This window comes from Prevotella sp. 10(H), from assembly GCF_000711235.1.
In the GTDB taxonomy this organism is placed as follows: domain Bacteria; phylum Bacteroidota; class Bacteroidia; order Bacteroidales; family Dysgonomonadaceae; genus Dysgonomonas.
On the sequence record NZ_JOMI01000007.1, the window covers coordinates 420,892 to 434,885 of the forward strand.

The following is a 13,994-nucleotide window of genomic DNA, read 5'->3' on the forward strand; positions in this document are numbered from 1 at the left end:
AACAAACTTAGTTAAAATTCATCAGAACTGTGAATTTGTGACAAAAAAATAGTGTCGCTTTAATAGTTTATAACATGTAATTTTAGAGGTCTGAGTGCATATATGTCGTTTTTTATAGTTAAGCCGGGTTTCAATAAATGGATATATATTTATCTTTGTTGGAAATAATTTAATAGCATAACATTGTGAAAAGTTTTATATTATTAGAGAATCTGACTTTTTATGCCAATCATGGAGTTTTTCCGCAAGAAACTGCTGTTGGAAATGTATTTATAGTTAATCTGAAAATTCAGCTCGATCTCTCGAAAGCCGCGTCTACGGATGACATTGAGGATACGGTAAGCTATGCCGATATATACGAAGATGTTAAAAATGAAATTTTAATACCATCAAAGTTACTTGAGCATGCAGCGAAACGCATTATCTGTCGTCTTAAAGAAAAGTATACGCGGATAGAGAGCGTTGAAGTAAAAATATCGAAGCGTAATCCTCCAATAGGAGGGCAAGTAGAATTCGCAAGTGTTATCTTGATAGACTGAAGTTATGAGAGTCAAAAAGATAACTGAGTTGGATCGGATTTCTATAGAGAAATTTAAGGAGGCAAAAAAAACGCCCCTGATTGTTGTTCTGGATAACATACGGAGTCTTAATAACATCGGGGCGGTTTTTCGTACATCAGATGCTTTTCTGCTTGAAGCGGTTTATTTGTGCGGAATAACAGCTTGCCCGCCAAATGCGGAGATTCATAAAACTGCTTTAGGCGCAGAAAACTCGGTAGATTGGTGTTATTATGAAAATACTGAAAACGCAATAAAGGAACTGAAAGAAAAGAATTTTATTCTTTGTGCAATAGAGCAGGCTGAGAGCAGCATTATGCTAAATGATTTAATACTGGACACAACAAAAAAATACGCAATCGTTTTAGGAAATGAAGTAAAAGGCGTCCGTCAGGAAGTCGTCGATATGTGTGATTGTTGTATTGAGATTCCCCAGTTCGGCACCAAACATTCACTGAATGTTTCGGTTGCGGGAGGCATTGTAATATGGGAATTTTTTAGACAATTGCAGTAATTCTTCGATATTTTTCTTAGTTTTGCAATAGACTTTATTTTAGATAATAATAGACTATGATAACTGACTCAGACAAGCTTTTTTTAGAGGAAAAAGGAATTTCCCCGGAAGAATTCCAAAAACAGATTGACGATTTTAAAAGTGGATTTCCTTTTCTGGAAATATCGGCCCCTGCTTCAGTCGAAAAAGGAATTAAAGTGATTCCTCCCGACCGGGAAGAAGAATATCTGGATGCATGGGACGCGTACAAGGCTTCGGGACGAACAATAATGAAATTTGTTCCGGCGTCGGGAGCGGCCAGCCGGATGTTTAAAGATTTGTTTGAATTCCTCGATGCCCCTTATAACGCACCGGAAACTGAGTTTGAAAAAACTTTCTTTGGAGGTCTTGAGAAATTCGCCTTTTACGAAGAGTTGAATGCAGCCTGTTTGCGCAACGAGGGGATGAACATAAAAGAATTAATTGCTGAGGGCAGCTATAAAGCTATCGTGAAGAATTTATTGATGCCAAGAGGATTGAATTACGGTAACCTGCCGAAAGGATTACTTAAATTTCATCGCTATTCCGATAGTCCTAGAACTCCCGTTGAAGAGCATTTACAAGAAGGGTATCTATATGCGATGAATGAAAAGAGAGAGGTCAATATTCATTTTACGGTATCACCGGAGCACAGGTCGCTTTTTGAGGAATTGATAAAGTCGAAAAAAGAAAAGAAAGAAGAGGATTTGTCCGTTTCTTATAATATTAGTTTCAGCGAACAAAAACCCGGTACGGATACAGTTGCTGTAGGCGCTGACAATGAGCCGGTAAGGGATAATGGAAAGCTGATGTTCAGGCCGGGTGGACACGGAGCACTGATAGAAAACCTGAACGATCTGGATGCTGATATTATTTTTATAAAAAATGTAGACAATACAGTTCCGGATAAGAATAAAGAAATAGAAACAAAATATAAAAAAATACTGGCAGGCGTGCTGGTAAAAACACAAGAAAAAATCTTTGAGTATTTAAGGCTCATCGATAGTGGAAAATATACACATGATGAATTGCTCGAGATTCTTTATTTTCTTCAGGAAAAGCTGAACATAAAGAATCCGGATACCAAGCTTCTTGAAGATGCAGAGCTGGTACTCTACCTCAAGCGTAAACTGGATCGCCCGTGCCGTGTGTGCGGTATGGTTAAAAATGTCGGTGAGCCGGGTGGCGGCCCTTTCTTGGCGGTGAATTCGGATAAGACCATCTCTCCGCAGATACTGGAAAGTTCGCAGATCGATATGTCTGATGCATCAAAAAAGAGTATGTTCGAGCGGGGTACGCATTTCAATCCTGTGGATATTGTATGCAGCGTCAAAGATTACAGGGGTTACCATTTCAACCTGAAAAATTATGTTGATTATAACACTGGTTTTATTTCAATCAAGTCTAAAAACGGGAAAGAAATAAAAGCGTTGGAATTGCCGGGTTTATGGAATGGAGCAATGTCGGATTGGAGCACTATTTTTGTGGAAGTTCCTATCGAAACATTCAACCCTGTCAAGACTGTAAATGACTTATTGAGAGGACGGCATTTGTGATTGATTAGCAATTGCTTAAGGGTGTTTTTTCTCTACGGTGAAAAAATCGTCATTTTTAAAGCAAAAAATGGCTTAGATTCTTCATTATAAGAAAAAAAGAATTATCTTTGTAGAGAATTTGAGGATACATTAAACTTTATCAACTGTCTTCCTTATGATTATTTATTTTAGGATAACATATTGATTTTGACTGACTTTTATAAAACTACAATAATGAAACTTCGATTAGTATTAGTCGTATTACTTCTCTTACCTTTATTGGTTAAAGGACAATCGGATGTGATATTTTATTCAAAGGGTAAAATGTACGTTCAGTATAAGGCTACAGGAACAAAAGGAGAAAGTGGTTCTACAGCTTTGTATATAGATGGTTCTGCAAAATTTGCTACCGGAGCATCTATTAAGCAAAAAGGACGTACGGAAATAACAAAAGATTTTATTAATGCTAAAAATCCTGCTCGCATAAGTGAGGAAGAGACACCTCAGCTTTTTGTGGGGAAAGATAATGTAGAGGATGACGGTGTTATTGCGTTTGTTGGCAAGCCTCAATGGAGCACTACTCTTAATAGAGATAGTGCAACGTTGCAGCGGATTTATGCAACGAATGACGATGCTACAGGTACTACATGGAGCAGAACTTTGCAGAAAAAAACAAACTGGATAAACTTCCCAACTATTAGTGTAGAAAAAGGTAAGCCAGTAAAAGATGCGAGTGATAGATATCTAGACGACTGGAGAAAGACCGGCTATTTGGTAGTAGATACAACAGTTGCTATGTCTGTCGATTATATCCGTGCTGACCAAGATAATCGTTTTGCAATAAATGCATCATATGACATAAATGCTACTGATCGCATGAACAGTGCACATGTAAGAATAAATGATGTACATTCTGCAACTAAAGGAGATCCATTGGCTTTAGCTCGTTATAGCCAGCTAAACTGGCAATATTATCACTATGATCCTGCCGCAGCTGGTACCGCAGCAGGTGATCATGGATTGTTTAAAAATGAAAATTCAGACAGACCAGAGCCTCATGAAGATACATTTGGTGGTTCTCTAAGGACTGAGGATACTCATGTGCAGGGCGAAGGTTGGAATTATCTCACAGGATTTACACCTCCATTCGAGCAATTGGGAGCAGATTATATGTTCTATCATACGTTAACAAAGCCTAATGGTGGTAGTATTACATCATATGAAGGCCCTATCGTCGATCCGTTTTTTAGAATGCAGGGTGGTCGCGGATATTTTATGAGTATGGAAGTTTCCCATGCCGATCATAAAACCGGACCGGAAAATATTAATTATAGATGGGATTTCTTTGAGAATAATAATCTGACTGGTATATCTAATGAAAGACGTGCGCGAGGTGGTTATGTCTTCAATAGAAGCGTATTCCAAGATTATTTATCTGTACCGGAAGATGAGCTTCTTACAGGAGAGCAGCGGATGGATAACTTCAGTCGTTTCTTATATGATAATACTTTGAATATATTTAATGCAACAACGAAAGAGCCTGTATCATCTTCATACAACGTATATAATAAGACCAACAGACCGTTGAAAGGACTTAGTAATTCACGTTGGATGGAAAAAGATAAGAATGGAAAAGATAAGAATAGGTCAAGGTATGAATTGATGGATCAGGAAAAATTTAATACAACTCCAGTGGTTGTAAAGTTAGAAGCAGGTTTAAACTTTTTAGGTAATCCATTTATGGCGCCTATTAGCTTGAATCCATTATTAGGATTTGAGGTAAGTCCTAATTCAAGTAATGTATATCCTGAACTGGCAGAAGCTGCTAATATTCTAAATGGATTTGAATCTACATTATTTACACCTCCAGGAGCCAGCAAAAATGTTACTATATCATCTAAAGCTCCTACTGCCGATATACGGGCCAAATATTGGTTAATAAATCATGCATTAGTAAAATATGATAAAAAAGATAATGTATATCGGTATAAGACTACTTATGATTTTGTTAGTAGAGATGCAGGATCTTCTAATGTTGAAGCTAAAATACAGGACTCCAGACCAGGCAAGCCGGTTGTGACAACTATCAATCCATTGACACATGTAATTGCGCCTATGCAGATGTTCTGCTTACAAACAAGTAGGGAAGTTGAAATTAAGATAGATTCGGCTTTACAAGTTTTTGGATTTCCACGTTTTACAAAAAGTGCTTCAACAAAAGCTTCCGGTAATAATGATGAAATAATGAAGGACTGGTTTATAGTGGAGGCAAAAGCTGCTAACGCAGATAAAGCAGACCGCACGACAATTGTATTTAATGATAATGCTTTACCAGGATTTAATAAACAAGATGTATACGATACAAGAAAAGGTATCTCAGAAGATTTCGAAAGATATGAAGATGTTATCAATGGCAAATCAACAAAGACATCTTTTGAAAAGAGTAAAGCTATAGTATTTACAAAATCAATTGGAGATCAGGTAAGCTTGCTTGGTAATGGAATTCCCACCAAGACAAAAGAGCTTGCTTTATTCTTTGTTCCTCCTGCAACTACACAGGAAGTGACTCTTAAGTTTTATGGTCTGGAAAATGTGGCGGCTGTTCCTGGTGTTTGGCTGGTTGACAGATATATGGATAATAAAACAATAGAATTAACTCCTGAAACGGAATATACATTCGTTTCCGAAGCTTCTAATGATACAGAAAAAGATTTGAATGACAATAGGTTTGTGCTCCGTTTCTATGATGAGGGTAAAGGTATAATAAACAATGAAGAATCGGAGATATATTGCTATTACAAAAATAAAGAATTTACACTTTATATTAAAGGGCTGAATGAAAATGATATAAATAGTGATGTTATTATTTATGATGTTCAGGGACGTTTAATGGGACGGACAAAAATAAATGAGTTATTGTCTACTGAAACAGGAACAGAATTTCGATATGTAAAACCACTAAATTTGGGTACTTATATCGCGAAAATAGTAGGAAAGAGAAACCATGCGGTTAAATTCGTGAACTTACAAAACTAATACGAATATATAATTACACACAAGCAAGCGTACGAAAAACAGGAATAGATGAAAACGAAACTACGAATAATATTATTATGGGCGATGTTCTTTAGCTTCATGACTCTGCCTTCTCTGCATATGCATGCGGACGAGGTCTCTGATGTTGCGGCTCCGGTCATGGTTACTAAAGAATTACCTTCCACCTCATATTTGAAAAAAGAGAAGAGATCTATTGCCAGTGATACTCAAACATCGGCAATGGCAGCACCTGCCCGCGGTTTTATGGCGAGATCTAGCAGTTGGGTGGACCCTTTTCTTCCGGGCGAAGACGAATGGTCTAATCCGGGTAATGTGGGAGCTCCGGTAGGTGACGTTTCTTTACCGATAGTTTTATCCATATTGTTTTTATATATGATATATCGGGGGGTAACTACATCGAGAAAGCGGAACAATTTTTAGATTAACTATATAAATATATTGGAAAAGCATTCAGTAACAGAGCTGGATGCTTTTGTCGTTTTATTCCTCAATCCATTTTATTATTTTATCAGAGAAAGGATCTTCACGTGGTGAAGCAAAATCGACCAGATGTCCGTTTTCGTCTATCATAAACTTTTGAAAGTTCCATTGTACTTCTGCATTCATCTTTTTATTTTCAGACTTCTCTGTAAGCCATTTATATATGGGCGCTTTATTTTTGCCTACAACATCGATCTTGCTCATCATAGGGAAAGAAACATTGTAATTTAATGTACAGAATGTTTTGATTTCTTCATTTGTCCCCGGCTCCTGCCCATTAAAGTTGTTTGCCGGGAATCCGATAACTACAAAGTTCTTATCTTTATATTTCTCATATAATTCTTGTAACTTTGTGTATTGAGGAGTTAAGCCACATTTCGAAGCTACATTAACTATCAGGACTTTCTTACCTTTTAATGCCGAAAGATCAAATTCTTTCCCGTCTATATCCTTTACCTTAAAATCGTATAGGGTCTTGTCATCCTGTACCATAGAGATAGTGATTATGCTAAATAAAAGCGATAAAATAAGCTGTTTCATGTTTCTCTAAATTTTAAACCGACTATTAGATAAACAAATGAACTTAGATAAAGTTTTTAAGTATAATAAAGAACATCTAAGATGGCTAAATAAGAAAAGTTTCGATTTTTGTTTCGATAATAAATAATATTCTTTCAAATGTTAATTACTGAAACTAAGGTAATAGTTGTTATATTCATTAAATGCCTTTGTTTGCTTATTTTAATGTATTGATAATTAATTTGTTATATTTTACTGAAATGTATGGTATTTGAATATTATATTTTTCGAATCAAAAGTTTTGAAAAGTATAATCTTATGGTTATATTTGTTTATATAGTGCTATATATAAATAATTTGAAGAGTAGATATGTTTCAAAATAAGTTATAACTGTGTTTTATTTTATTTGGTAATCATAGTAATTAACTATTAAAAAGTAAGTTTATGGGAAAGATTTATAACATTGGAAGTACATCCGAGACTAAAATTAATGAATGTCGTCCGTTCGATACCCATAGTCTGGAAGTGGAACGGGAATATTCAAATACATATTCGGAAATACTAAGAATTTTCAGAGAAGCTTTTAGTTTGGTTGACATAACACAAATTATTAAGAAAATATAAGGACAAATATACTTTCAGTCCCTTTGTCTTTATATAGATAATTATATATGTAAAAAATACCTGTTTTTATAATCAGGTATCAAATTCATGGCAAGATGTATCATAGACGGTGCATCTTTTTGTATTATATAGCATAAAAATTTACTTACAGGCTCAACTGTATAATATCTCCGCGTGTTTACCTTCTTTATAAGATGAAGTTGTAACTTTACAGCAGTTAAAAAGTAAATGAAATGGATTTGAGTTTAGAAGTGTTCTCCATCATTCTGTTTTTCGGAGCCTGCGTTGCAGGTCTTATCGGATCGTTGACAGGCTTGGGCGGAGGAGTTGTAGTAATCCCATTACTTACATTGGGATTTGGAGTAGATATGCGTTATGCAATCGGTGCGGCGTTGGTTACCTCTATAGCAACCTCTTCCGGTGCTGCTGCCGCCTATATCAAAGAAGGTATTACAAATGTACGTATCGGTATGTTCCTCGAAATAGCGACTACAACAGGAGCGGTAATTGGTGCGATAGTGGCTATGTATCTAGATAAAGTATATATCGCTATCATTTTCGGATGTGTTTTGATATTCTCGGCTGTACGTTCTATAAGTAAAAAGGAAGAGAATATAGATTATGCGGCGCCCGGTGATAAGCTTGGAGTAAAGTTGAAACTCAACGGCTCTTATCCCACTAAAGGCGGTGGAGTTGAAAAGTATAATGTGCATAATGTTCTTGGCGGATATTCACTCATGACAATTGCCGGAGTCTTATCCGGTTTGTTAGGTATTGGTTCCGGAGCATTGAAAGTTCTGGCGATGGATACGGCGATGAAGATACCATTTAAAGTATCAACTACTACCAGTAATTTCATGGTCGGAGTGACAGCAGCAGCAAGTGCGGTTATTTATCTGCAACGTGGATATATAGACCCGGGATTGGCGATGCCTATTGTCGTGGGAGTATTATTAGGAGCATTCTTCGGTTCGAAGATACTGCCGAGGACGAATGTAAAGAAATTGCGTCTGCTCTTTAGTGTTGTCATATTCTTCTTGGCAATATCTATGATCTATAATGGTATAACCGGTAAACTCTAAGACGATGAATATATTTACAAAGGAATTCTGGGCCGAAAGAGATATGGAGCTTCTTATTGGGAAGTTGCTTCGCTATGGAGTAATGCTAGCCTGTGGTATTACGCTTTTTGGCGGTATTATATACGTTTATCAGAACCATGGTATATCCATGTCGCATTATAGCCCTACGCCCGACGGACAACCATTTCCGGGCGTAGAACATTATTTACGGGAATTGACAACAATTATACCTCGTGTACTCACTTTCGACGGTGCAGCTATTATCCAACTGGGTGTGTGTGTGTTGATTGCTACTCCTATCTTACGTGTGGCTTTTTCCGTTATAGCTTTTTTGATCGAAAAAGATTATATGTATGTAGTGATTACCTTGATAGTTTTATGTATTATTGTAGCTAATATGCTTTTAGGATTACATTGACCATGAATAAGATTATACTGTGCCTGCTCTTACTGATTCCTGTTTCGTCTTTTGCCCAGAATCCCAAGGAAAAGGGGCTGGCAAGTATCAACAGGCAGAGTGCCGAAGCATATATCGGACTTCTTGCAAATGATGCACTGCAGGGACGCGAAGCCGGCAAACAGGGTAACTGTATTGCTGCTGAATATATTAAGGCAGTCTTGCAGGATATGGGTATAAAGCCATTAAATAATAGTTCCTATTTTCAACCCTTTGAAGCATATAGCAGGGAACGACAAAAGCGCACACGATTTTCAGTACATCCCGATTCAATAGTTAAATATAAAGGAGAACAGGCTTTTAGAAAACTCGAATTAAGAAACGTATTAGGTTATATAGAAGGCAAAAGGAAGCATGAATATGTTATTGTCGGAGCCCACTATGACCATCTGGGAATGGATGAAAGCTTAGCCGGAGATAACATATACAACGGTGCCGATGATAATGCTTCAGGGGTATCTGCTGTATTACAAATAGCAAAAGCCTTTATCGCAAGTGACGAGAAACCCGAGAGAACGGTCATCTTTGCATTTTGGGACGGAGAAGAACTAGGACTACTCGGCTCGGAGTATTTTGTTGCCAATTGCCCTTTCGTTTCATCCATAAAAGGATATCTCAACTTCGATATGATTGGGCGTAATAATAATGAATCTAATCCTGAGCATGTCGTGTATTTCTATACTGAATCTCACTCCGATTTTGGTAGGTGGCTAAAGGATGATATTACAAAGTATAACCTGAAACTAAAACCCGATTACAGGCCATGGGATAAACCAATTGGAGGAAGTGATAATGCATCATTTGCCAAGCGGGATATTCCGCTAATCTGGTATCATACCGACGGGCATCCCGACTATCACCAGCCGAGTGACCACACAGAGCGTATAAACTGGGATAAACTGATAGATATAACAAAGGCTTCTTTCCTCAATATGTGGAATATGGCTAACCTAAATACCTTTTAAGACATGAGATACATTATTACATCATTATTTCTGTTAATAACTCTTTGTTGTTATTCACAATCTCCGATAGAGAAAGGATTAAATGTTATAAACAGGCAGGATGCCGAGACTTATATCTCAATATTAGCCAGCGACAGCCTCGAAGGTCGTAAGGGTGGGCAACTGGGAGGAATAAAAGCTGCAGAATACCTGAAGAATCTGTTAGTGGAAATGGGTGTAAAACCTTGGCGGGGTAACTATTATCAGGACTTCTCTCCGACAAACCATCAGGCATCGGACGGAAGCAGTCTGAAACTTCGTAATGTCTTAGGTTATATTCCCGGAAAGAATAGTGATGAAATAGTAATGATAGGGGCTCACTTCGACCATGTGGGTGTGGGGCGTAAAATTGCCGGTGACAGTATCTACAACGGTGCAGACGATAACGCATCGGGTGTTGCAGCTGTCCTGCAGGTGGCCAAAGCTTTTATCGAAAGCGGTCAAAAACCGGAACGCACAGTGATGTTCGGGCTTTGGGACGGTGAAGAAATGGGACTGCTTGGTTCATTCCATTTTGTCGAAGATCATGCGAGTTATATTCCAATTCCTTTGGTATCCTCCATTCCGATAAAAGCCTATATCAATTGTGATATGATAGGAAGGGATAAAAACGGTGACGGTTCGCATGTAGCTGCATTTATCAGTAACAGTAAACCTATCTTCAAAGAGTGGATTGAAAATGACATAGCGACTTACAATCTGACACTCAGTCCGGAATTCCCGTCTCTTAACAGTTCTCCGGGTGGAAGTGATCACATGCCGTTTATGCAAAAAGGAGTACCTGTTATATTCTATAATACCGATGTTCACCCTGATTACCACAAGCCGAGTGACGAAGCCGATAAAATCAATTACGATAAAGTAGTGGATATTACCAAACTGGCTTTTCTCAACTTATGGCATATGGCGAATGCTGAAAGTTTTTAATTGATTATTTTTCAAAGAGCGTATTATAATTTTTTTATTCTATAAATATAGAATGGGAAACTCTTGTTCCTATAAGTATAGATAAACTTTTCATAAAAAAATACCAATAAGCAACTTGACCGCTCATTGGTATTTTCTTTATATTAAAGTATCTGTTTATCCTATCTGGCTGCCCGGAGTAACTTCTTTCGGCGGTTGTATCAATGAAAGAGTACCATCGCTGTCTTCCACGGATAGAAGCATTCCCTGCGATTCCACGCCTTTCAGTTTTCGCGGTTCGAGGTTAGCAATAAAGCATACTTGTTTTCCTACAAGGTCTTCCGGTTTATACCATGCGGCAATACCCGAAATAATCGTGCGTACACCCATACCGTCGTCGATAGTGAATTGCAGCAACTTATCGGCTTTGGGCATCTTTATGCATTCCAATACTTTACCAACCCGTAGATCCAGTTTGGCAAAATCATCGAAAGCAACATTCGGCTTTTGCGGAGCCACTTTTACCTCTACAGCCTGCTCGTTTGCCTTTTTAGTATCGAGTAGCTTCTGAACCTGCTTATCTATTGTTTTGTCTTCTATCTTGGCAAACAGCAGTTCCGATGGGTTCAATTGATGTCCGGCAGGCAATAAGTCTATTCTACCGAGTTGCTCCCATGTAAGATTATCCATATTGATAAACTGACGGATTTTTTTCACGCTGAACGGTAGAAACGGTTCGAAAACAATAGCCAGATTCGCTGTTATCTGCAGCGATATATTCATGATTGTCGCCACACGTTCCATATCTGTTTTAGCTACTTTCCACGGTTCAGTATCAGCTAAATATTTGTTTCCGATACGTGCCAGATTCATAGCTTCTTTGAGGGCATCGCGGAAACGGAATGTATCGAGATATGATTCGATTACTTGTTTTACACCCGCAAACTCTTTAAGGGTTTCCTTATCGTAGTCGTTCAACTCATGAAGTTGCGGTACTTTATTATCGAAATATTTCTGAGTAAGTACCAGTGCGCGGTTGATAAAGTTACCGAGTATCGCTACCAGTTCATTATTGTTTCGCGCCTGAAAATCTTTCCAAGTGAAGTCGTTGTCTTTTGTTTCCGGAGCGTTGGACGTGAGCACGTAGCGCAGGATATCCTGTTGTCCCGGAAAGTCGGCCAGATATTCATGCAGCCACACCGCCCAATTGCGCGAAGTGGATATCTTATCGCCTTCCAGATTCAGAAATTCATTTGCAGGAACATTCTCCGGCAGAATAAAGGAGCCTTCTGCTTTCAGCATGGCAGGGAACACAATGCAGTGGAATACAATATTATCCTTTCCTATGAAATGGAGCAGCTTGGTATCTTCCGATTTCCACCATTTCTCCCAGCTGTCCGGGAACAACTCTTTTGTATTCGATATATAGCCGATAGGCGCATCAAACCACACATACAATACTTTTCCTTTTGCATCCGGCAGCGGGATAGGCACACCCCAGTCGAGGTCGCGGCTTACAGCACGCGGTTGAAGTCCCATGTCGAGCCATGATTTGCATTGTCCGTACACGTTCGATTTCCATTCTTTATGGTCTTCAAGTATCCACTGACGCAGCCATGCTTCATGCTTATCCAGTGGCAAATACCAGTGTTTTGTTTCACGCATAACAGGAGTAGCGCCGGAGATAGTCGAACGTGGGTTTTTCAGGTCTGTCGGGCTAAGTGACGTTCCGCAAGATTCGCACTGGTCACCATATGCATTCGGATTGCCACAATGCGGACATTCACCCATGATATAGCGGTCGGCAAGGAACATTTGCGCTTCTTCGTCGAAATACTGTTCGCTTGTCTTTTCTTCAAAATCACCCTTTTCGTATAGTTTGAGGAAGAAATCCGAAGCCGTTTTCTTATGTATTTCCGAGCTTGTACGGGAATATATATCGAAAGAGATGCCGAACTCTTCGAATGATTCTTTAATCAGTGTGTGATATTTGTCAACAATATCCTGAGGCGTCACACCCTCTTTCTTTGCACGTATAGTGATAGGCACCCCGTGTTCGTCGGAACCGCCGATATGTACTACTTCCTCTCCTTTGAGTCTCAGGTAGCGTACATAAATGTCGGCAGGGATATAAACTCCCGCCAGATGGCCGATATGTACAGGGCCGTTGGCATAGGGTAGGGCCGATGTAACAAGGGTTCTGTTGAATTTTTTAGTCATATAGTATCTGTTTATATTTTCCTCTTTGAATATCAGGATGCAAAGATAATTATTTTAGTTATGAATTATATGTTATGAGTTATGAGTTTACCACATAAATAAGTAAGATATAAGTCTTTTTAATTTTATTTGTTTACATAAATTAACTATGTTTAGTTAAAAAGTAACAAAGGTAACGGAAATATCAGTTATCAGTCAGGAGTTATCAGATAACTATGTTTCTTGCAAAGAACTGAATTCGTAAAAGATAACAAAAGTAACACATTTATTACTTTTTTTATTTTCCGTGATTCTGTTTGGCTATATAAGATTTCAAAGATCTGTCCGATAATAATTTACCTTCCAATATAGATAAACTTCTCTTTGCTATATAACACTAAATCCACAAAACAAATCCTTCCAATCAAATGTTACTAAATCTAAAGCGAAGCAGCTTTTTAACTTTTCATTCATCTATAAGATAAAGGTTAAATAAAGATTGTAGGTTATTAATTTAATAAATAAAGAAATGAAGAAATTTACAAAAACTATGCTTGGGTTATTATCAGCCGTTGTATTAGTATCGTTTTCTGCATCGGTGAATGCACAGGATAAAAAAGAGGACAGGGCAAAAGCACTTGAGCCGTTTCCTCAGGCTGAGGTAGGCATGGTAAGGCACGTGATAGAGTTGAAAAAGAAATCGGACGAATCCCTTTATAAGGTAGAGATTATTCCGGGCAAGGTGATGAGTGTAGACTGCAATCACCATACTCTTATGGGTAAACTTGAAGAAAAAGACTTGCAAGGGTGGGGATATACATATTACGAATTCAAATCGAATGGTCAGACACGTTCTACAATGATGGCATGCAACAAACCTAACGAAAACAGATTCGTAAGTGGTCAGACACAAATAGTCCGTTACAACAGTAAATTACCGATTGTGGTCTATGCTCCTCAGGGATATGAAGTAAAATACAGAATTTGGAAAGCCGAGAAAGAAAAAAGCTCGGAACAGAAATAAGTTTTTATAATATTTTG

The 13,994-nt window shown here is 38.0% G+C and carries 13 protein-coding genes; 11 read left to right on the forward strand and 2 right to left on the reverse strand.

Features of this window, described 5'->3' with window-relative positions; translation table 11 throughout:
• Window positions 1-185 precede the first annotated feature (185 nt).
• The 5 genes from folB to K348_RS0113340 all read left to right on the forward strand — a co-directional run bounded on the left by folB (window position 186) and on the right by K348_RS0113340 (window position 6,101).
• On the forward strand, window positions 186-539 hold the full coding sequence (gene folB, locus K348_RS0113320; RefSeq protein WP_029905517.1) for a dihydroneopterin aldolase: 354 nt from the start codon (window positions 186-188) through the stop codon (window positions 537-539).
• A 4-nt stretch (window positions 540-543) separates the two neighbouring features.
• On the forward strand, window positions 544-1,071 hold the full coding sequence (locus K348_RS0113325; RefSeq protein WP_029905519.1) for an RNA methyltransferase: 528 nt from the start codon (window positions 544-546) through the stop codon (window positions 1,069-1,071).
• Between the two features lie 56 nt (window positions 1,072-1,127).
• Window positions 1,128-2,645 carry a DUF4301 family protein gene (locus K348_RS0113330; RefSeq protein WP_029905520.1) on the forward strand — a complete coding sequence of 506 codons (1,518 nt, stop codon included), beginning with the start codon at window positions 1,128-1,130 and terminating at the stop codon, window positions 2,643-2,645.
• Window positions 2,646-2,858: 213 nt separating this feature from the next.
• Window positions 2,859-5,660: a hypothetical protein gene (locus K348_RS18840; protein WP_156032886.1), complete on the forward strand. Its 2,802-nt coding sequence runs from the start codon at window positions 2,859-2,861 to the stop codon at window positions 5,658-5,660.
• 48 nt (window positions 5,661-5,708) lie between these two features.
• A complete protein-coding gene (locus K348_RS0113340; protein WP_029905525.1) occupies window positions 5,709-6,101 on the forward strand; it encodes a hypothetical protein in 393 nt (130 codons plus the stop codon).
• Window positions 6,102-6,161: 60 nt separating this feature from the next.
• On the opposite strand, the gene K348_RS0113345 is transcribed toward K348_RS0113340, so the two are convergent.
• Window positions 6,162-6,653: a glutathione peroxidase gene (locus K348_RS0113345; protein WP_369793899.1), complete on the reverse strand. Its 492-nt coding sequence runs from the start codon at window positions 6,651-6,653 to the stop codon at window positions 6,162-6,164.
• Window positions 6,654-7,125: 472 nt separating this feature from the next.
• On the opposite strand from K348_RS0113345, the gene K348_RS19205 reads away from it, so the two are divergent.
• The 5 genes from K348_RS19205 to K348_RS0113365 all read left to right on the forward strand — a co-directional run bounded on the left by K348_RS19205 (window position 7,126) and on the right by K348_RS0113365 (window position 10,775).
• Entirely contained in the window at window positions 7,126-7,305 is a 180-nt protein-coding gene (locus K348_RS19205; protein ID WP_156032887.1) for a hypothetical protein, read from the forward strand.
• A gap of 233 nt (window positions 7,306-7,538) precedes the next feature.
• Entirely contained in the window at window positions 7,539-8,387 is an 849-nt protein-coding gene (locus K348_RS0113350; protein WP_036930558.1) for a sulfite exporter TauE/SafE family protein, read from the forward strand.
• 4 nt (window positions 8,388-8,391) lie between these two features.
• On the forward strand, window positions 8,392-8,805 hold the full coding sequence (locus K348_RS0113355) for a DUF1634 domain-containing protein (RefSeq protein ID WP_029905531.1): 414 nt from the start codon (window positions 8,392-8,394) through the stop codon (window positions 8,803-8,805).
• Between the two features lie 2 nt (window positions 8,806-8,807).
• Window positions 8,808-9,809: a M28 family metallopeptidase gene (locus tag K348_RS0113360; protein ID WP_029905533.1), complete on the forward strand. Its 1,002-nt coding sequence runs from the start codon at window positions 8,808-8,810 to the stop codon at window positions 9,807-9,809.
• Between the two features lie 3 nt (window positions 9,810-9,812).
• Window positions 9,813-10,775, forward strand: a complete 963-nt coding sequence (locus K348_RS0113365) for a M28 family metallopeptidase (protein ID WP_029905535.1) — start codon at window positions 9,813-9,815, stop codon at window positions 10,773-10,775.
• A 156-nt stretch (window positions 10,776-10,931) separates the two neighbouring features.
• On the opposite strand, the gene metG is transcribed toward K348_RS0113365, so the two are convergent.
• Window positions 10,932-12,974, reverse strand: a complete 2,043-nt coding sequence (gene metG, locus K348_RS0113370; protein WP_029905537.1) for a methionine--tRNA ligase — start codon at window positions 12,972-12,974, stop codon at window positions 10,932-10,934.
• A gap of 508 nt (window positions 12,975-13,482) precedes the next feature.
• On the opposite strand from metG, the gene eco reads away from it, so the two are divergent.
• Complete coding sequence (gene eco / locus K348_RS0113375; protein WP_029905539.1) at window positions 13,483-13,977, forward strand: serine protease inhibitor ecotin; 495 nt, start codon at window positions 13,483-13,485, stop codon at window positions 13,975-13,977.
• Window positions 13,978-13,994 lie beyond the last annotated feature (17 nt).